A 17,428-nucleotide genomic window follows, 5' to 3' on the forward strand; every position below is an offset into this window, starting at 1 on the left:
AGCTCGACCACGGTGGCGTTGGCGGTGCCTCCGCCCTCGCACATGGTCTGCAGGCCGTAGCGAATCCCGTTGTCGCGCATGTGATGGATCATCCGCGTCATCAGCACCGCGCCCAGCGCCCCCCGGCCACGCCGCCGTCTCCGCGGCCCCGCCCGAGCAGGCCGGTGGCGATCAGCGCGGCGTTGAGCAGCACCACCGCACCGACCACGATCTGCACCCGCGGCAGCGTGAAGTGCGCCGAGCCCAACGCCGGCCGCAGCACGAACAGCACGACCAGGCCCACCGCCGTCCCCATCAGGAAACCGCCGAGGAGGAGGGCGAGAAGCTGGAGGGCCGGTCTCGGCCGGTTGATCATCAGCACGGTCATGCCGAGGCGGAACGGCTCCAGGCTGACCGCAACGGCCATCACCAGGAGCGGAAACCACATGATGGCGTCACGTTACCGCCGCGGCGCCCCGGACGTGGCCGCGGCGCACGGCCGCGTGGAAGGATGGAAACGATGAGCGGCACAGAAACCCACCCGGAGAGCAACCTGGACCCGGCCTCCCTGCGCGAGGCGTTCGGGCACTTCCCGTCCGGTGTCATCGCGATCGCCGCCGAGGTGGACGGTGTCCGGGTCGGCCTCGCGGCGAGCACGTTTGTACCGGTCTCCCTCGACCCTCCGTTGGTGTCGTTCTGCGTGCAGAACTCGTCGACGACGTGGCCGAAGCTCAAGGACCGGCCCTACCTCGGGATCAGTGTGCTCGGCGAGGCGCACGACGCGGCCGCGCGCACGCTGGCCGCCAAGACCGGTGACCGGTTCGCAGGGCTGGAGACCGCGTCCTCAGAGCGCGGCGCGGTGTTCATCCACTGCACCAGCGTGTGGCTGGAGAGCAGCATCGAACAACTGGTCGCCGCCGGGGATCACACCATCGTGGTGCTCCGCGTCCACGACCTCACGGTCCATCCCGATGTACCACCGATTGTCTTCCACCGCAGCACATTCCGTCGACTAGGCGCCTGACCGGACGCCCGCGCGTCGTCAGGGGCGCGCTGCGAGCTCGTCGCGGTAGTGCCGGATGCGCTGGTCGAGTTCGGCGGCGTCGGAGGTGCGGCCCTCTTTGCGTGCCAGATCGGCGCGCACACTCAGTTCGCGGATCGCGGTGCGAATGTCGTTGATGCTGTATGGCTCGCGAAGCGACATCGGAGCTGCCTTTCGTCGGGGATTGGCTGCTTACGCGAAGCGTACCCCCGGATTCCGTCCTCACACCGTGACTGCGGTGAGATCGTCGGCCGGGCGGCGGGTGCGCCCTTGGGGGGTGACAACCACGAGCCCTTCTCTGGCCCAGTATTCGAACCCGCCGATGAGTTCACGAACCCGGCGATAGCCCATGTCGCTGAGTGTGTACGCGGCCTTGGTCGCGCCGTTGCACCCCGGTCCCCAGCAGTAGACGACGATGTCGGCGTCGCGGTCGGGCAGTTCGGTCCCGGCACGGTCGCGCAGTTCGGCACCGGGGATGTGCCGCGCATCCGGCAGGTGCCCGTGGTCCCAGGCGGCCTGGGACCGGGTGTCGACGACGACCGGCGGGCTCGACGACGAGCGGGCCACGACGAGGTCGGCGGGATCGATCTCGTAGGCCAGTTTGGCGGCGAAGTACGCGCGGGCATCCGCGGCGGCAGCGAGCGTTGTCATGCCCCCATCGAACAGCGGCCACAGCGGAGTGGGAAGAGCGATTCCACGGTAGATCAGCTGCTGCGCCATCGGATCACTGGAATGATCGCGGACATGCCGGAAGATCCGCGGGTCGCCCTCGACCGCACCGATGAGCAGATACTGCACGCGCTGCAACACGACGGCCGGATGAGCACCGCCGACCTCGCGCGCACGGTGTCGCTGTCGCCGAGCGCGACGGCCGACCGGGTGCGCCGCCTGGTCGATCAGGGCGTGATCACCGGCTACGCCGCGACGGTGTCGGCGGCCGCGCTGGGGTACTCGATCGCGGCGTTCGTCCGGCTGGCCTATCCCTCGGGCAATTACAAGCCGCTGCACGACCTGCTCGATGTCACGCCGGAGGTGATCGAGGCGCACCACGTGACGGGCAACGACTGCTTCATCCTCAAGGTGCTGGCCCGGTCCATGTCGGACCTGGAGCGGATCACCGGGCGGATCGCGACGCTGGGCGCGATCACCACGAGCGTGGTCTACTCCAGCCCGCTCACCGGCCGCAGCCTCGCCCCCGCCCGGTGAATCCGGCGCGCGCAGGCACTCCGGGTGTCGCATTGCGCGCCGGATTCACCGGTCAGGCGGCGTGCACGTCGCGCAGGCCGACGGCGTTGCGCAGCCCCGAGCAGTTGATGCAGCCCACGCAACCGATGCAGTCCTCGCAGTCGACGCATCCGAGGCACACCTTGCACCGCACGCAGCCGATGCACCCCAGGCAGGCCACGCATTTCGCACACGCGATCGACAGCACCATCAGGATGCTGTTGGCCACCGCGGCGCTGCCCGCCGTCGCGATCGACTGTGCGACCGCCGCGCTGCCCGCGGTAGCGATGGAGTTGGCGACGGCCGCGCTGCCCGCGGTCGCGATCGAGCCGGCCACCCCGGCACTGCCCGCGGTCGCGATCGACCCGGCGACCACGGCGCTGCCCTGCGTCGCGACCGATCCCGCCACGACGTAACTGTCCTCGGTCGCGAGGGAAGCGACGACCGCGCGCGAGGCGTCGTCGAGGGTCCGGTCCATCGTCACCACTTCCTCCTCGGCAGATCGCGGCATGTTGGCCGAGTTACGTAACCGCACGGCGATTTCGAACCCAATTTCCGCCGTCACGTTACGTAAGTTCGCCGCTCAGCGGCTTCGGCTTGATTCGCCGCTCAGCGGCGGCGGCTTGATTCGCTGCTACTTCCGGCGGAACAGCTTGTCGCCCAGCCACACCACCGGGTCGTACTTGCGGTCGGCGGCGCGTTCCTTCATCGGGATCAGCGCGTTGTCGGTGATCTTGATGTGCTCGGGGCAGACCTCGGTGCAGCACTTGGTGATGTTGCAGTAGCCGAGACCGTTCGAGTCCTGCGCCTGCTCGGCCCGGCGTCCGTGGGTGTCGAGCGGATGCATGTCGAGTTCGGCCTGCCGCATCAGGTACCGCGGACCGGAGAACGCGAGCTTGTTCTCCTCGTGGTCGCGCACCACGTGGCAGGTGTTCTGGCACAGGAAGCACTCGATGCACTTGCGGAACTCCTGGGACCGGTTCACGTCCTCCTGCGCCATGCGGTACTCGCCCGGCTGCAGATCCTTCGGCGGCGCGAAAGACGGTATCTCCCTGGCCTTCTCGTAGTTGAAGGACACGTCGGTGACCAGGTCGCGCAGCACCGGGAAGGTGCGTAGCGGGGTGACGGTGACGACCTCGTCCTCACCGAACGTCGACATCCGCGTCATGCACATCAGCCGCGGCCGGCCGTTGATCTCCGCCGAGCAGGAGCCGCACTTGCCGGCCTTGCAGTTCCACCGCACCGCCAGATCCGGGGTCTGGGTGGCCTGCAACCGGTGGATGATGTCGAGCACCACCTCGCCCTCGTTGACCTCGACGGTGAAGTCCTGCAGCCCGCCGCCGGTGTCGTCGCCGCGCCATACCCGAAGCTGTGCGTTGTAGGCAGCCATGGTCAGCCCTTCCGTTGCGGGTGTTCGGCCAATTCCTCGGCGGTGTAGTACTTCTCCAGCTCGGACAGTTCGAAGGTGGCGAGCAGATCGGGCCGCATCGGCGGCTGCGGCTCCACCTCCACCGAGATCTCCGGGATGACCGGATCTCCGGGTTCGTCCCCGCCGCCGACGGTCTTGCACACCAGCAGTTTGTTGCGCCAGTTCGAGTCCATCTGCGGGAAGTCGTCGCGGGTGTGCCCGCCGCGGCTCTCGGTGCGCTGCAGCGCCGCCCTGGCCACGCACTCGCTGACCAGCAGCATGTTGCGCATGTCGATGGCCAGGTGCCAGCCGGGGTTGAAGATGCGCCCGCCCTCGACGACGACGTTCTGGTAGCGCGTCTTCAACTCGTCGATCTTGACCAGGACCTCTTCGAGCTCGTTCTGCTTACGGATGATGCCGGCCAGGTCGTTCATCGACTGCTGCAGTTCGGCGTGCAGCGTGTACGGGTTCTCGGCGTTGTCCTTGGCCTCGAACGGTGACAGCGCCAGCTTCTCCGCCCGCTCCAGCGCTGCCTCCGACACCTTCGGCCGGTCCGGCAGCGAACGCACGTAGTCGGCGGCGCCGAGTCCGGCACGACGGCCGAACACCAGCAGGTCCGACAACGAGTTCCCGCCGAGCCGGTTGGAGCCGTGCATGCCGCCGGAGCACTCGCCCGCGGCGAACAGGCCCGGCGTCGCGGCGCCGCCGGTGTCCGGGTCGACCTCGATGCCGCCCATCACGTAATGGCAGGTGGGGCCGACCTCCATCGCGTCCTTGGTGATGTCGACCTCGGCGAGCTCGATGAACTGGTGGTACATCGACGGCAGCCGGCGTTTGATTTCCTCGGCCGGCATCCGGGACGCGATGTCGAGATACACCCCGCCGTGCGGGGTGCCGCGGCCGGCCTTGACCTCTTCGTTGATGGCGCGGGCGACCTCGTCGCGCGGCAGCAGGTCAGGGGTGCGGCGTGCGGAGTCGTTGTCCTTGAGCCACTGGTCGGCCTCTTCCTCGCTCTCGGCGTACTGGCCCTTGAACACGTCCGGGATGTAGTCGAACATGAACCGCTTGCCCTCGGAGTTCTTCAGCACCCCGCCGTCGCCGCGCACCCCCTCGGTGACCAGGATGCCCTTCACCGACAGCGGCCAGACCATGCCGGTGGGGTGGAACTGGATGAACTCCATGTTGATCAGACCCGAACCCGCGCGCAGCGCCAGCGCATGGCCGTCGCCGGTGTACTCCCACGAGTTCGACGACACCTTGAACGACTTGCCGATGCCACCGGTGGCCAGCACCACCGCGGGGGCTTCGAACAGCACGAACTTGCCGGTCTCGCGGTAGTAGCCGAACGCGCCGGCGATCTTGTCGCCGTCCTTGATCAGCTCGGTGATCGAGCACTCGTGGAACACCCGGATGCGGGCGTCGTAGTCGCCGAGCTCGCGCTTGTCCTCCTGCTGCAGCGACACGATCTTCTGCTGCAGCGTGCGGATGATCTCCAGGCCGGTGCGGTCACCGACGTGGGCCAGCCGCGGGTAGGTGTGTCCGCCGAAGTTGCGCTGGCTGATGCGGCCGTCCTTGGTGCGGTCGAACAGCGCACCGTAGGTCTCCAGCTCCCACACCCGGTCCGGCGCTTCCTGGGCGTGCAGTTCGGCCATCCGCCAGTTGTTCAGGAACTTGCCGCCGCGCATGGTGTCGCCGAAGTGCACCTGCCAGGAGTCCTTGGTGTTGACGTTGCGCATCGCCGCGGCGCAGCCACCCTCGGCCATCACGGTGTGCGCCTTGCCGAACAGCGACTTGGTCACCACCGCCACCCGCAGGCCGCGCTCGCGGGCCTCGATCACCGCGCGCAGCCCGGCTCCGCCGGCTCCGATCACGACGACGTCGTATTCGTGCCGTTCCACGGAGTCGCTTGCGCGAAGACCATCCAGGTCAGTCATCTATCCTCGCTTGTCTTCGATTAAGTTGTCAGCCAACGAATCTGAGATCGGGGAACCATCCGGCCGACACGGCCATGACGTAGAAGTCCGTGAACATCAGCGTGCCCAGCGTGATCCACGCGTACGTCTTGTGGCGGACGTTGAGCCTGCTGATCTGAGTCCACATCCAGTACCGCACAGGGTGTTTGGAGAAGTGCTTGAGGCGCCCGCCGGCGACGTGCCGGCAGGAGTGGCAGGACACCGTGTAGGTCCACAGCAGGATGACGTTGATCAGCAGCACGAGGTTGCCCAGGCCGAACCCGAAACCGCCGGCGGGCTTGTGGAACGCGATGATCGCGTCGTAGGTGTTGATCACCGAGATGATCACGGCGAGGTAGAAGAAGTAGCGGTGCGTGTTCTGGATGATCAGGGGCAGCCGCGTCTCACCGGTGTACGTGGTGTGCGGCTCGGCCACCGCGCACGCGGTCGGCGACTGCCACACCGACCGGTAGTAGGCGCCGCGGTAGTAGTAGCAGGTCAGCCGAAACAGCAGCAGGAACGGCAACGACACCGCCGCGTACGGCAGGATCGGCCAGTCCGGCAGGAACTGGCCGAAGTGGCTGGCCTCGGGGACGCAGCCCGTGGACACGCACGGCGAGTAGAACGGCGTCAGGTACCCGTATTCGGCGACGTAGTACCACTTCTGCATGAACGCGCGGACGGTCGCGTAGATGACGAACGCGGCGAAGCCCAGGTTGACGATCAGCGGCGACATCCACCACCGGTCGGTCCGAAGCGTGCGCTGCGGGATCTGGGCACGGCCAGGCGAGAAGACGCCGGTCGCTCTGCGGTCGGCGGTGGGTGCGCTCACGGTTACCTTTCGATGAAGTTGTGTCCCCGGGACGGCCGCGGGCTAGTGCGTACCGCCGAGACCCTCGTCGTCGACGCCGCGCCAGAAATCGGTGTCGTACTGCGTGTCCGGGATCGGGATCCGCTCGGCGACGTGGTGGTGCCGGCTGACCCCGCGGGCGAGTTCCAGTTCCTCGGCGTCGATGTCCAGGCGATCGATGTCGTTGAGAATGCGCTCGGCGTCGTTGACGATGCGACGGGTGGCTGGGCTGTCCCCGTAGCGCGAAGCCAGCGTGGTGACGCAACGCCGCAGGCTCCCGATGAGATCGTGGAGCTGGGCGAGTTCGGTGGTGCTGGTGGTGGACAAGCGACCTCCTTGGGCTGAAGGGTGTCATGGATCACAGTACGCAACCGATGCTAGCTAAATCACCGGTGCGAAGCGTGAGACAGATCACTAATGAGGAGAAGTCGTGACCGATGACGTGTTGAAGACCCGGGCCGAGACGCTGCTGGCGCTGCATCAGCCCGGCAACCCGGTGGTGCTGCCCACGGTGTGGGACGCCTGGTCGGCGAAGCTGGCCATCGACGCCGGCTTCGCGGCGCTGACCGTGGGCAGCCATCCGGTTGCCGATTCGGTCGGGAAGCCGGACAACGAGGGCATGACGTTCGACGACGTGCTGACCCGGGTCGCCCAGATCACCGCCGCGGTCGACGTCCCGCTGTCGGTGGACATCGAGTCCGGCTACGCCCAGGAACCCGCCCGGCTGATCGAAGGGCTGTTGTCGGTCGGCGCGGTCGGTCTGAACATCGAGGACACCGTGCACAGCGACGGTGGCCGGCTGCGGTCGTCGGGGGAGCACGCCGCACTGGTCGGGGCGCTGCGGGCGGCGGCCGAAGCCGCCGGTGTGCACGTGGTGGTCAACGCCAGGACGGATCTGTTCCTGCGTCAGGACGGCGACGAGGCCGACCGGGTGGACCGCGCGATCGCACGGCTGCGCGAGGCCGCCGACGCCGGCGCCGACGTGCTCTACCCGGTGGGAGTTCATCCGCCCGAGGTGATGCGACGGCTCACCTCCGAGCTGCCGCTGCCGGTGAACGCGATCGCCCGCCCGGATCAGTCCGATCCGGCGTCGTACGGACCGCTCGGGGTGGCCCGGATCAGCTTCGGTCCGTTCTGGCAGGCGGCGCTGGCCGAGCGCGCCAGGGAGATCCTGGCCCGCTGGAACTGAAGACAGCGCGGTACCGGCGGGGTCACCTGCCCCGCCGGTACCGGTGTGAGGGTCAGCTGCTCGCGATGGCGATGCGATGGGCTTCGGCGCCCTTGTGGGCCCCGGCCACCCGCACCGTCAGGACGCCGGCGTCATAGCCGGCCGACACGGCGTCGCCGGTGACGTGGGCCGGCAGCGCGAACGACCGGTGGAACGAGCCGTACCGCACCTCGCTCACCCGGCGGCCGTTCGACTCCTCCGAGCGTTCGTCACGGCGCTCACCGCGGATCACCAGGCGCCCCTTGTCGATCTCGACGGTGACGTCCTTGTCGACGTCCACGCCGGGCAGGTCCACGCGGATCACCGCGTCGTCCCCGTCCTGGGCGACCTCGACGGCGGGGCTGACGCCCCAGTCGCGGGCCGTCGCGGGACCGAAGAATTCACGGAGGAAGCGATCGGTGTCCCACGTCGGGCGCGTCCACAGGCTTATGTTGCTCATGTCCTCATCTCCTTGAGTCGTGACCGGTTCGGTTCCGGTGTCACCCGGTAGAACTTGAGTCGATCACGCTCATGTTCCAGCTGGGCGTTCGCCGTCGGTGAACGGCTCACAGGGTCCGCGCCGCCGACGTGAGCACTCCGTGATGGGCGCTTCACACAGGGCGACACAGAGGCAATATCCGCTTCCTAACGTGTTCGCCATGACCTCCACTTCGCACGTCGTGGTCGTCGGCCACGGCATGGTCGGCCACCGGTTCGTCGAGGCGCTGCGCTCGCGCGACGCCGCGGGCACCTGGCGGGTGACCGTGCTGGCCGAGGAAACCGACGCGGCCTACGACCGCGTCGGGTTGACCGGTTACACCGAGCACTGGGACCGGACCCGGCTCGCGCTGCCCGGCAACGACTACGCCGGCGACCCGCTGGTCGAGGTCCGGCTGGGGAGCCGGGTCACCGGGCTGGACCCTGTGTCGAAGTCGGTGACGACCGCCGACGGCGCCCGGTTCGACTACGACGCGTTGGTGCTGGCCACGGGTTCCTATGCGTTCGTGCCCCCGGTGCCCGGGCGTGACCTGCCGTCCTGCCACGTCTACCGGACGCTCGACGATCTCGACGCGATCCGCGCCGACGCGCAGCGGGGGCTCGAGACCGGCCGGGCGCCGGTGGGTGTCGTGATCGGCGGCGGACTGCTCGGCCTGGAGGCTGCCAACGCGCTGCGCGGGTTCGGGTTGGGTGCCCACGTCGTGGAGAGGTCGCCGCGGCTGATGGCCCAGCAACTCGACGAGGCCGGCGGCGCGCTACTGGGCAGGATGATCGGGGAACTGGGCATCGCGGTGCACACCGACGTCGGCACCGAATCGATCGCGCCGACACAGCGCAACCGGCCGCTGAAACGCTCGGCCGACGACGACTCGGTGCGGGTGACGTTGAGCGACGGGACCACCATCGACTGCTGCGTCGTGGTGTTCGCCGCGGGTGTCCGGCCGCGCGACGAACTGGCCCGCGACGCCGGCCTGCAGCTCGCCGAGCGTGGCGGCGTCCTCACCGATCTATCGTGTGTCACAAGCGATCCCAGCATCTACGCGATCGGTGAGGTCGCGGCAGTCGATGGCCGTTGTTACGGGTTGGTCGGCCCGGGCTACACCAGCGCCGAAGTGGTGGCCGATCGCCTGCTGGGCGGCGCCGCGGAGTTCCCGGAAGCCGACATGTCGACCAAGCTCAAGCTGCTCGGCGTCGACGTGGCCAGCTTCGGCGACGCGATGGGTACCACCCCGGACTGCCTCGAGGTGGTGGTCAACGACGCCGTCAACCAGACCTACGCCAAGCTGGTGCTCTCCGACGACGCCAAGACGCTGCTGGGCGGCATCCTGGTCGGCGATGCGTCGGCGTACGGCATCCTGCGGCCGATGGTCGGTGAGCCGCTGCCCGGCGATCCGATGGCGCTGATCGCGCCCGCCGGAAGTGACAGTGGCGGTGCCGGTCTCGGTGTCGGCGCGCTCCCCGCGGCCGCCCAGATCTGCTCCTGCAACAACGTCACCAAGGGTGATCTCACCGAGGCCATCGCCGGCGGCTGCTGCGACGTCCCGGCGCTGAAGAGCTGCACCAAGGCAGGCACCTCCTGCGGGTCGTGCGTGCCGCTGCTCAAGCAACTCCTCGAAGCCGAGGGGGTCGAACAGTCCAAGGCGCTGTGTGAACACTTCAGCCAGTCCCGCGCCGAGTTGTTCGAGATCGTCACCGCCACGTCGATCCGCACCTTCTCGGCGCTGATCGAACGCTTCGGCACCGGAAAGGGTTGCGACATCTGCAAACCCGTGGTGGCGTCGATCCTCGCGTCGACGAGCTCCGAGCACATCCTCGACGGGGAACAGGCCTCGCTGCAGGACTCCAACGACCACTTCCTGGCCAACATCCAGAAGAACGGCAGCTACTCGGTGGTGCCGCGGTCACCGGGCGGGGAGATCACCCCCGAACAACTCATCCTGATCGGCGAGATCGCCAGGGACTTCGGCCTGTACACCAAGATCACCGGCGGTCAGCGCATCGACATGTTCGGTGCCCGCGTCGACCAGCTGCCGGAGATCTGGCGCCGCCTCGTCGACGGTGGCATGGAGTCGGGCCACGCGTACGGCAAGGCGCTACGCACGGTGAAGAGCTGTGTCGGAAGCACCTGGTGCCGCTACGGCCAGCAGGACTCGGTCGACATGGCCGTCGAGATCGAGAAGCGCTACCGCGGCCTGCGGGCACCGCACAAGATCAAGATGGCGGTGTCGGGATGTGCGCGCGAATGCGCCGAGGCGCAGAGCAAAGACGTCGGCGTCATCGCCACCGAACAGGGCTGGAACCTCTACGTGTGCGGCAACGGCGGGATGTCGCCGCGGCACGCACAACTGCTGGCCGGCGACCTCGACGACGAGACGCTGATCCGCTACATCGACCGGTTCCTGATGTTCTACATCCGCACCGCCGACCGGTTGCAGCGCACCGCGCCCTGGCTGGAGGCGATGGAGGGCGGCCTGGACCACCTGCGCGACGTAGTGTGCAACGACTCGCTCGGCCTGGCAGCAGAATTCGAGGCCGCCATCGAACGCCACGTCGCCGGCTACGCGTGCGAGTGGAAGGGCGTACTCGACGACCCCGACAAGCTGTCCCGGTTCGTGTCGTTCGTCAACGCCCCCGACGTGCCCGACCCCACTGTCGAGTTCACCGAGCGGTCCGGCCGCAAGGTCCCCGTCTCCGCCGCGCACGCGAGGAGCGCAACAGATATCGGAATGCCGAAGGTGCCCCAAAAATGACACTGACCAATGACATCCAGGTCTGGACCACCGCGTGCCGGTACGACTTCCTGATCCCGAACCGCGGGGTGGGCGTGCTGCTGCCCGACGGTGCGCAGGCCGCGCTGTTCCGGCTCGACGACGGTAGTTTGCGCGCCGTCGGCAACATCGACCCGTTCTCCGGCGCCGCGGTGATGTCGCGCGGCATCGTCGGCGATCGAGGCGGCCGCCCGACCGTACAGTCACCGATCAAGAAGCAGGCGTTCGCACTCGACGACGGCAGCTGTCTCGACGACCCCGGGTACAGCCTGCCGGTCTACGAGACCCGGGTCACCGCCGACGGCCACGTCCAGATCGCGTCCTGACTCCCGGCGTCAGCTCGTGAGCTCCTAGGAGCCCGACCGGCTCGACGAGGAGACCGCGTAGCCGCCGGGTTCGAATCCCGCCCGCTGGAACCGGCTGGCGATCAACCGTGTCACGCCGGGGTGGGTGCCCAGCGGATCGGTCACCACGTCGGCGCCGCTGGCCCGCAGCCGGTCCTGGAACAGGCCCTCGGACAACAGGTATGACGCCACCACCACAGGTCGGCCGCGGCGGCGCAGCGCGGCCACCGCGTCGGCGACCCGGGGTTCGCCGGTCGCGGCGAAGGCCAGTTCCACCCGCGAGCCGATGGTCGCCGACAGCCAGGTGGCCGTCGTGTGCAGATCGCGCATCGCTCTCGGATCCGACGTGCCCGCCGCCGCCAGGATCACCGAATCGTCGGGCCGCCAACCGGATTCGACGAGCCGGTCGACGAGCGCCCGCACCAGCGCCGGGTCGGGGCCCAGCGCCCTGGTGACGACGACGTCGTCGTGGCCGCTGGCGTCGATGTGGGCGGGGATGTCGCTGTGGACGTGGTAGCCGCGGGCCAGGAACGCCGGCACCAGCACGGTGGACCGGTGCCGGGTGGCGCCGAGCACTTCGGCCGGGGTGGGGCCGAGGACGTCGACGAACGCGACCCGCACCGGACGGTCCAGCACCGTCGACACCTGTGCGGCGATGTCGGCGATCAGCGCCACCCCGCTCTGCTTGCGGGTGCCGTGCGCGACCAGCACCAGGTTCATGAGGCGCACGCCTCGTCGACCGGCAGCCGGTAGCCGCGTTTGACCACCGTCGACACCATCTTCTTGTCTCCCAACGCGGTTCGCAGTCGCAGCACGGCCGTCTCGACCGCGTGGGTGTCGGTGCCGCTGCCCGGCAGCGCGCGGAGCAGGTCCACGCGCGACACCACCGCGCCCGGCCGCAGCGCGAGTGCCCGCATCGTCGCCATCGCCGCCGGGGACAGCGCCTTGACCGTGCCGTCGACCAGCACGCAGTTGCCCCGGATCTCCAGCAGGTGCCCGGCGACGCGCACGGTACGCGACTGCAGCAGCGGCAGTTCGTCGGTGATGTGCCGCGCCAGCGCGCCCAGCCGCATCCGCTCCGGCGCCGAGGTGGGCACCCCGAGGCGCACCAGCGGCCGCGCCGTCACGGGGCCGACGCACATCGCATGCACGCTGCTGCGCAGCGCCGACAGCACCTCGGCCTCGAGACCCATCTCGGTGGCCCGCATCAGCACCGAGGCCACCGCCGGCGCCGAGGTGAAGCTGACCGCGTCGAACTTCTCCTCGGCGATGCCGGCCACCAACTGGTCGAACTCGCCGTTGCGGGGCGCCGGGCGCCAGCGGTACACCCGGATCGGCACCACCTCGGCCCCCGCGGCCCGTAATTCGTCGAGGAACTCGGGGAACGGATCCCATTCGGCGGTGGCGCCGTGCAGCTGCACCGCGATCCGGGTCCCGGCGATGCCGCCCTCGACGAGGTAGTGCAGCAGCTCGCGGGAGGATTCCGATTCCGGTGACCACTCCTCGGGCAGTCCCGCGGCGCGCAGCGCACCGGTCGCCTTCGGGCCGCGCGAGACGATGCGGGCGTTGCTCAACGCGGCGGTCAGCTCGGTGGCCATGCCCCAGCCGTCGGCCGCGGCGATCCAGCCGCGGAAGCCGATGCCGGTGGTGGCGATGACGATGTCGGGTCGCGCCGCGATCAGCGCCCCGGTGTGCTGCCGCAGTTCGTCGTCGTCGGGCAGCGGCACCATTTCGATCGCGGCGGCGCTGGTCACGGTCGCACCGCGCCGCCGCAGCAGCGCGCTCAACTCGTCGGCGCGCCGCGCGGAGGTGACCGCAACCCGGAATCCGGTGAGCGGCGCCCAGTCCGGCTCACTCATGCCCAATGTCTATGCAGGCCGTGTTTCGACGCGATTAACCAGTCGTTGCGCAGCTGTGTCACACCCGCTCATGGGATGAAATTCCGTTCACCGCGGGCCGGGCTGCGCTGTGAGGTCACCAGAGGTCACCGTTGCGCCAGTCGCAGGCGATCGGTTGGCCGGGATCCAGCGTCACCGACGGCGGCAGGTTGGCGGCCAGCACGTACAGCGATCCGTCGTCGTCGGGCGTCCGTGCCGGGCCGCCCGGCGCCAGTACCGACGTCGGGCCGTTCCAGGGCACCCAGCCGCGGACGGTGTACAGCGGCTTGCCGAGCTCGGTCGTGCTCAGCGCGCCCAGATGGTAGGCGCCGCGCACCACCTGTTCGACGCCGTCCATCAGCGCGTGGCCCAGGCCCTGGCCGCGATGGTCCGCCCGGACGGCGAGACCCTCGACGTAGCCGCAGCGCAGCGCGTGGTGGCCCAGGTAGAGACGGCGCTGGACGACGGCCGCGTGCCCGATCACCTCGCCGCGCTGGGAGATCACCGCGTGCATACCGCCGAGAGCGTGCTCCCAGTCTTCGGTGGCGAAGTCCCCGTCGAACGCGTCGATGACCATCCGGCGGGCGTCCTCGCGGGTCTCGTCGTCGAGATCTGAGGTGTGGACCAGGCGTGCGCGCACACCTGAGGTTCTACCAGCGCCGGCGCGGCGGTGTCAGTCCTCGAACGGGCGGCGGGGCCGTGACCAGTGCAGCCGCACCGTCTGACCGGGCCGGGCCTGGGCCACCCTGTCGATGTCCTCGTCGGTGACCACACCGATCACCGGATAGCCGCCGGTGACGGGATGGTCGGGCCCCAGGATCACCGGGAAGCCGTTCGGCGGGATCTGGATGGCGCCGCGGGTGGCGCCCTCGCTGGGTAACTGGCGGTCCGGCCACCGGTAGTCCAGCGGCATGCCGACCAGCCGCATGCCGACCCGGTCGCTGCGGTTGGTGACCTGCCAGTTGGTGCGGACGAGCACGTCGGGATCGACGAACCAGTCGTCGCGCGGGCCGGGTACCACCCTGAGCTCCAGGACGTCGTCGGCGATCGCCGCGACCGGGGCCTGGTCGACCTCGGGGAAGTCGTCGGTGTGGGCGCCCACATGCAGCACATCGCCGCGCCGCAGCGGCATCGGCCCGATCGCCGACATCACGTCGTAGCTGCGCGACCCGAGCACCGGCTGCACCTCGATGCCGCCGCGCACCGCCAGATACGACCGCAGCCCGGCGCGGGGAGATCCGAACGAGATCACCTCACCGTCGGACGCGTAGTGAATGCTGTTGGTGCCGAACGGGACTCCGTTGACGGCCGGGTCGGCGTCGGCGCCGGTCACCGCGATCGCGACACCGTCACCGTTGCCGCCGTGCACCCGGGCGGTGAACCCGCCCATGGTGACCTCGACGGTCGCGCGGTCGTCCGGGTTGGCCACCAGACGGTTGGCCAGCGTGTGGGCGCGCCGGTCGGCCGCACCGGAGCGGGTGACGCCGAGATGGGACATGCCCGGTCTGCCGAGATCCTCGACCAGAGCGAGCGGTCCGGGGTTGAGGATCTCCAGGGTCACGGTGCTCATGACTTCACCTCGTCGAACTTCACCCACATCCCCGGCGTCAGCAGCGCCGGGTTCTCCCGGTCGACGTCCCACAGCACCGCCGAGGTGCGGCCGATCAACTGCCAGCCGCCGGGCGATTCGCGCGGGTAGACGCCGCTGAACTCGCCGGCCAGCCCGACGGAACCGACCGGCACCTTGGTGCGCGGCTCGGCGCGGCGCGGCACCGCGAGTCGCTCGTCGCCGCCCACCAGATAGGCGAAACCCGGTGCGAAGCCGCTGAAGCCGACGCGCCACAGCCGTCCGGTGTGTGCGGCGACGACCTCGTCGCGGGTCAGTCCGGTCAGGCGGGCCACCTCGTCGAGGTCGTCACCGTCGTAGACGACGTCGATGACCACGTCGGCGGTGTCCGGCGCCGTCGCCTCGGCCAGGGCCTGCTCGCTCGGCCGCACCGCGGCCAGCCGCTGCCGGGTGGGGTGCTGATAGCTTCGGCTCGCCAGCTTCACCAGCACGGTCCGCGCGGCGGGGACGATGTCCTCCACGCCCGGCAGGCCGGCTGCCCGGACGGCTTCAGTCCATGCCAGAACCTCGGCGCTGCTGTCGAACTCGAGGAGCACCGCCCGGTCGCCGTAGTCCAGGATTCTCCGTACGCCCTCGTGGCGCACTGTGTCGATCACATCCGCAGTCACGCTCATAACGCAACGTTACCGTCGAGTAGCTTGGAAAGCTCCCCGTCGCCGAAGGTCTCTGAACCTTGCCAGAACGTCCTTACCGAAGGCTCAAAATCTCTTCCGCCGAACTTGCATTCCAGCAGGGCGCTACTCGAACTTTCCCTGCTGGAATACCATTTCGGCGGCAAGGGGGGCGCGGTCAGACCGTCAGCGGGCGGTAGGACGGTTCCCGGCGCTTGATGGACGCGATCACCCGGTAGGTCACCGGCAGCAGTGCGACCTCGACGACGGTCTTGTACAGCCACCCCTGTGCGGTGTAGGTGGCGAAGTCGCCGAGGGAGGTGATGCCGATGACGCCGGCGGCGATCGCGCAGAACACCACGGTGTCGCCCAGCTGCCCGACGAACGTCGACCCGACCAGCCGCGCCCACAGGTGCTTCTCCTTGGTGCGTTCCTTGATCAGCACCAGCGACCACGCGTTGAGCGTCTGGCCGACGAGGAAGCCGGCCAGCCCGGCGATGATCAGACCGGTGTAGGCGTGGACGACGTTCTCGAAGTGCTCCTGGTTCGGGTAGAAGTCGGCCGCGGGCAGGTAGATGGTGACCCAGAACGCCAGCGCGGCAAGGGCGTTCATCGCGAACCCGGTGTAGATGGCGCGCCGGGCGGCCTTGAACCCGTACACCTCGGACAGCACGTCGCCGATCACGTAGGTCAGCGGGAACACGATGAACCCGCCGTCGGTGATGATCGGCCCGAACTCGACGCCCTTGGTGGCGGTGACGTTGGAGATGATCACCAGCGCGGTGAACACCGCGACCAGGACGGGGTAGTAGGCCGACCCGACGCGGGCGAACGAGACGTTGCGGTCCTGGTCGGCGGCAGGGTCTGTCACAGGCCCATTAGATCAGCCGAGGGCGGCGGCGAGCATCGGCGGCAACCGGTCGGCGAGCACCGGGTACGACAGCGTGGACGCGTACGCGACGGCACCGGCGAGTTCCTTCCCGGTGAACACGTGGCGCTGCGCCGCCGTGGCTTCCAGCGCGGCGATCGTCGGGTCGGCCAGCAGCGCGGCCTGCTCGGCGTCGCTCTCGGTGGTCCAGATCAGCACGTCGGCTCTCTCGAGCACGTCGGCCATCGCGTCCCGCGGGATCACCGCGCGGTCGGTCTCGACGACCGTCAACCCCATCTGCGTCAGGAACTCCTGCCGCCAGGGCGGGCCGCTGACCTGCACGCCGTCGCGGAACAGCGTGCCGGCGAGCAGCAGGGCCGTCTTGCCGGCGAACTGCGGATTCGCGTCCTTGACCGCGGTGAACTTCGCGTCGACATCGGCGATCAGCTTCTGCATGTCGTCGTGCCGGAACACCGCCTGCCCGATCACCCCGGCCTGGTCGCGCCACGGTTCGAAGAACGCGTGGGATCCGGACTGCGCGATCGTCGGCGCGATCTCCGACAGCCGGGTGTAGGTGTCCTGATCGAGGCCGGCATCGGTCGCCACGATGAGATCGGGAGCCAGACCCGCGATCTGCTCGACCTGGATACCGTCGGCCGACGACAGCACCACCGGCTGCGCGCCGCCCAGCCGCGGCTGCGCCCACGGCCACACACCGAACGGTTCGGCGCCGAACCAGTCGGTGACCGCGATCGGGACGACGCCGAGGGCCAGCAGGTCGTCGGCGTCGGTGAGGCCCGCACTGACCACGCGCGCCGGCGGTTTCGGGATCTTCGTCTCGCCGAACATGTGCCGGACGGTCACCGAGCCGTCCGAAGCGACGGCCCCCGGCTTCTCGGAGCCGCATGCGGTCAGCAACGCCGCCGCGCCCGCTGTCATGGTCAGGAACCGGCGCCGGGAGAGCACCCGGTCACTTTATCCAGCTGACCTCGAAGTTCCCGGACAACACGAGGGCCGGGCCGCCGCGAACTGGGTCAGGGAACCGGTGCCGGGACCGAACTTCTGCTCGGCCTCCCGTTGCAGGTCCTCGACCCCCTGCAGGGTGACCCCGGAGAGCTTGCTCTCCGCCAGGAACGGCAACACGTAGGGCACCTCGATCAGGTGGCTGACGCT

21 protein-coding genes and 2 pseudogenes are annotated in these 17,428 nt (G+C 69.1%); 5 read left to right on the top strand and 18 right to left on the bottom strand.

The genetic code is table 11. From position 1 onward, the window contains the following. Window positions 1-122: pseudogene (locus ASJ79_RS30615) on the bottom strand (acetyl-CoA C-acetyltransferase); the annotation flags it as partial. After that, window positions 116-427 (bottom strand): annotated as a pseudogene (locus ASJ79_RS01395) (GAP family protein); the annotation flags it as partial. The pseudogenes ASJ79_RS01395 and ASJ79_RS30615, both read right to left, overlap by 7 nt. Window positions 428-499: 72 nt before the next feature. Between ASJ79_RS01395 and ASJ79_RS01400 the strand changes: the two are divergent. Further along, window positions 500-1,003, top strand: a complete 504-nt coding sequence (locus ASJ79_RS01400; RefSeq protein WP_067952502.1) for a flavin reductase family protein — start codon at window positions 500-502, stop codon at window positions 1,001-1,003. Window positions 1,004-1,021: 18 nt separating this feature from the next. On the opposite strand, the gene ASJ79_RS31865 is transcribed toward ASJ79_RS01400, so the two are convergent. After that, window positions 1,022-1,183, bottom strand: coding sequence for a hypothetical protein (locus tag ASJ79_RS31865; protein WP_156448239.1), 162 nt, complete (start codon window positions 1,181-1,183; stop codon window positions 1,022-1,024). 60 nt (window positions 1,184-1,243) lie between these two features. After that, window positions 1,244-1,672, bottom strand: a complete 429-nt coding sequence (locus tag ASJ79_RS01405) for a rhodanese-like domain-containing protein (protein WP_067952504.1) — start codon at window positions 1,670-1,672, stop codon at window positions 1,244-1,246. Window positions 1,673-1,765: 93 nt separating this feature from the next. On the opposite strand from ASJ79_RS01405, the gene ASJ79_RS01410 reads away from it, so the two are divergent. Continuing rightward, window positions 1,766-2,227 (top strand): Lrp/AsnC family transcriptional regulator, encoded by a 462-nt coding sequence (locus tag ASJ79_RS01410; protein ID WP_067952506.1) that lies wholly within the window; start codon window positions 1,766-1,768, stop codon window positions 2,225-2,227. A gap of 52 nt (window positions 2,228-2,279) precedes the next feature. Here ASJ79_RS01410 and ASJ79_RS01415 read toward each other — a convergent pair whose 3' ends face one another. From ASJ79_RS01415 to ASJ79_RS01435, 5 genes are all read right to left on the bottom strand, one after another. Further along, complete coding sequence (locus ASJ79_RS01415; RefSeq protein WP_067952508.1) at window positions 2,280-2,723, bottom strand: hypothetical protein; 444 nt, start codon at window positions 2,721-2,723, stop codon at window positions 2,280-2,282. Window positions 2,724-2,879: 156 nt separating this feature from the next. Further along, a complete protein-coding gene (locus tag ASJ79_RS01420) occupies window positions 2,880-3,635 on the bottom strand; it encodes a succinate dehydrogenase/fumarate reductase iron-sulfur subunit (RefSeq protein WP_067952479.1) in 756 nt (251 codons plus the stop codon). A 2-nt stretch (window positions 3,636-3,637) separates the two neighbouring features. Continuing rightward, the gene (locus ASJ79_RS01425; protein ID WP_067952480.1) at window positions 3,638-5,587 is read right to left on the bottom strand and encodes a fumarate reductase/succinate dehydrogenase flavoprotein subunit; all 1,950 of its coding nucleotides are present in this window, start codon (window positions 5,585-5,587) and stop codon (window positions 3,638-3,640) included. A gap of 28 nt (window positions 5,588-5,615) precedes the next feature. Continuing rightward, window positions 5,616-6,437: a hypothetical protein gene (locus ASJ79_RS01430; RefSeq protein WP_067952482.1), complete on the bottom strand. Its 822-nt coding sequence runs from the start codon at window positions 6,435-6,437 to the stop codon at window positions 5,616-5,618. Window positions 6,438-6,479: 42 nt separating this feature from the next. Then, window positions 6,480-6,782 carry a hypothetical protein gene (locus tag ASJ79_RS01435; RefSeq protein WP_067952484.1) on the bottom strand — a complete coding sequence of 101 codons (303 nt, stop codon included), beginning with the start codon at window positions 6,780-6,782 and terminating at the stop codon, window positions 6,480-6,482. A 103-nt stretch (window positions 6,783-6,885) separates the two neighbouring features. Here ASJ79_RS01435 and ASJ79_RS01440 point away from each other — a divergent pair, with 103 nt between their 5' ends. Beyond that, entirely contained in the window at window positions 6,886-7,644 is a 759-nt protein-coding gene (locus tag ASJ79_RS01440; RefSeq protein ID WP_067952485.1) for an isocitrate lyase/phosphoenolpyruvate mutase family protein, read from the top strand. Between the two features lie 52 nt (window positions 7,645-7,696). Here ASJ79_RS01440 and ASJ79_RS01445 read toward each other — a convergent pair whose 3' ends face one another. Then, window positions 7,697-8,122, bottom strand: coding sequence for an Hsp20/alpha crystallin family protein (locus ASJ79_RS01445; protein WP_067952487.1), 426 nt, complete (start codon window positions 8,120-8,122; stop codon window positions 7,697-7,699). 199 nt (window positions 8,123-8,321) lie between these two features. On the opposite strand from ASJ79_RS01445, the gene nirB reads away from it, so the two are divergent. Together nirB and nirD are read left to right on the top strand one after the other, a co-directional pair. Next, the gene (gene nirB, locus ASJ79_RS01450) at window positions 8,322-10,910 is read left to right on the top strand and encodes a nitrite reductase large subunit NirB (protein WP_067952510.1); all 2,589 of its coding nucleotides are present in this window, start codon (window positions 8,322-8,324) and stop codon (window positions 10,908-10,910) included. Next, window positions 10,907-11,254 carry a nitrite reductase small subunit NirD gene (gene nirD / locus ASJ79_RS01455; protein WP_067952489.1) on the top strand — a complete coding sequence of 116 codons (348 nt, stop codon included), beginning with the start codon at window positions 10,907-10,909 and terminating at the stop codon, window positions 11,252-11,254. Before nirB ends, nirD begins: the two co-directional genes overlap by 4 nt. A 24-nt stretch (window positions 11,255-11,278) precedes the next feature. Here the strand turns inward: nirD and ASJ79_RS01460 are convergent, their stop codons facing one another. From ASJ79_RS01460 to ASJ79_RS01495, 8 genes are all read right to left on the bottom strand, one after another. Continuing rightward, complete coding sequence (locus tag ASJ79_RS01460; RefSeq protein WP_067952491.1) at window positions 11,279-11,992, bottom strand: sirohydrochlorin chelatase; 714 nt, start codon at window positions 11,990-11,992, stop codon at window positions 11,279-11,281. Next, complete coding sequence (locus ASJ79_RS01465) at window positions 11,989-13,131, bottom strand: uroporphyrinogen-III synthase (RefSeq protein ID WP_067952493.1); 1,143 nt, start codon at window positions 13,129-13,131, stop codon at window positions 11,989-11,991. The genes ASJ79_RS01460 and ASJ79_RS01465 overlap by 4 nt, the downstream gene beginning before the upstream one ends. A gap of 115 nt (window positions 13,132-13,246) precedes the next feature. After that, complete coding sequence (locus ASJ79_RS01470; RefSeq protein ID WP_067952495.1) at window positions 13,247-13,789, bottom strand: GNAT family N-acetyltransferase; 543 nt, start codon at window positions 13,787-13,789, stop codon at window positions 13,247-13,249. Between the two features lie 33 nt (window positions 13,790-13,822). Next, the gene (locus ASJ79_RS01475) at window positions 13,823-14,719 is read right to left on the bottom strand and encodes a 5-oxoprolinase/urea amidolyase family protein (protein WP_067952496.1); all 897 of its coding nucleotides are present in this window, start codon (window positions 14,717-14,719) and stop codon (window positions 13,823-13,825) included. Next, window positions 14,716-15,390 (bottom strand): allophanate hydrolase subunit 1, encoded by a 675-nt coding sequence (locus tag ASJ79_RS01480; protein WP_067952498.1) that lies wholly within the window; start codon window positions 15,388-15,390, stop codon window positions 14,716-14,718. The genes ASJ79_RS01475 and ASJ79_RS01480 overlap by 4 nt, the downstream gene beginning before the upstream one ends. Before the next feature lie 175 nt (window positions 15,391-15,565). Next, entirely contained in the window at window positions 15,566-16,258 is a 693-nt protein-coding gene (locus ASJ79_RS01485; RefSeq protein WP_067952501.1) for a queuosine precursor transporter, read from the bottom strand. Between the two features lie 12 nt (window positions 16,259-16,270). Next, entirely contained in the window at window positions 16,271-17,194 is a 924-nt protein-coding gene (locus ASJ79_RS01490; protein WP_067952512.1) for an ABC transporter substrate-binding protein, read from the bottom strand. A gap of 36 nt (window positions 17,195-17,230) precedes the next feature. Beyond that, window positions 17,231-17,428 (bottom strand): hypothetical protein (locus tag ASJ79_RS01495; RefSeq protein ID WP_156448240.1); only part of this gene is annotated, 198 nt, incomplete at its 5' end.

Origin of the sequence: Mycobacterium sp. NAZ190054 (assembly GCF_001545925.1) — a bacterium.
In the GTDB taxonomy this organism is placed as follows: Bacteria; Actinomycetota; Actinomycetes; order Mycobacteriales; family Mycobacteriaceae; genus Mycobacterium.

Coding starts and splice junctions, on each gene's coding strand:
- ASJ79_RS01400 (WP_067952502.1), top strand. CDS start 500: ATGAGCGGCACAGAAACCCACCCGGAGAGCAACCTGGACCCGGCCTCC.
- ASJ79_RS31865 (WP_156448239.1), bottom strand. CDS start 1,183: ATGTCGCTTCGCGAGCCATACAGCATCAACGACATTCGCACCGCGATC.
- ASJ79_RS01405 (WP_067952504.1), bottom strand. CDS start 1,672: ATGACAACGCTCGCTGCCGCCGCGGATGCCCGCGCGTACTTCGCCGCC.
- ASJ79_RS01410 (WP_067952506.1), top strand. CDS start 1,766: ATGCCGGAAGATCCGCGGGTCGCCCTCGACCGCACCGATGAGCAGATA.
- ASJ79_RS01415 (WP_067952508.1), bottom strand. CDS start 2,723: ATGGACCGGACCCTCGACGACGCCTCGCGCGCGGTCGTCGCTTCCCTC.
- ASJ79_RS01420 (WP_067952479.1), bottom strand. CDS start 3,635: ATGGCTGCCTACAACGCACAGCTTCGGGTATGGCGCGGCGACGACACC.
- ASJ79_RS01425 (WP_067952480.1), bottom strand. CDS start 5,587: ATGACTGACCTGGATGGTCTTCGCGCAAGCGACTCCGTGGAACGGCAC.
- ASJ79_RS01445 (WP_067952487.1), bottom strand. CDS start 8,122: ATGAGCAACATAAGCCTGTGGACGCGCCCGACGTGGGACACCGATCGC.
- nirB (WP_067952510.1), top strand. CDS start 8,322: ATGACCTCCACTTCGCACGTCGTGGTCGTCGGCCACGGCATGGTCGGC.
- nirD (WP_067952489.1), top strand. CDS start 10,907: ATGACACTGACCAATGACATCCAGGTCTGGACCACCGCGTGCCGGTAC.
- ASJ79_RS01460 (WP_067952491.1), bottom strand. CDS start 11,992: ATGAACCTGGTGCTGGTCGCGCACGGCACCCGCAAGCAGAGCGGGGTG.
- ASJ79_RS01465 (WP_067952493.1), bottom strand. CDS start 13,131: ATGAGTGAGCCGGACTGGGCGCCGCTCACCGGATTCCGGGTTGCGGTC.
- ASJ79_RS01475 (WP_067952496.1), bottom strand. CDS start 14,719: ATGAGCACCGTGACCCTGGAGATCCTCAACCCCGGACCGCTCGCTCTG.
- ASJ79_RS01480 (WP_067952498.1), bottom strand. CDS start 15,390: ATGAGCGTGACTGCGGATGTGATCGACACAGTGCGCCACGAGGGCGTA.
- ASJ79_RS01490 (WP_067952512.1), bottom strand. CDS start 17,194: ATGACAGCGGGCGCGGCGGCGTTGCTGACCGCATGCGGCTCCGAGAAG.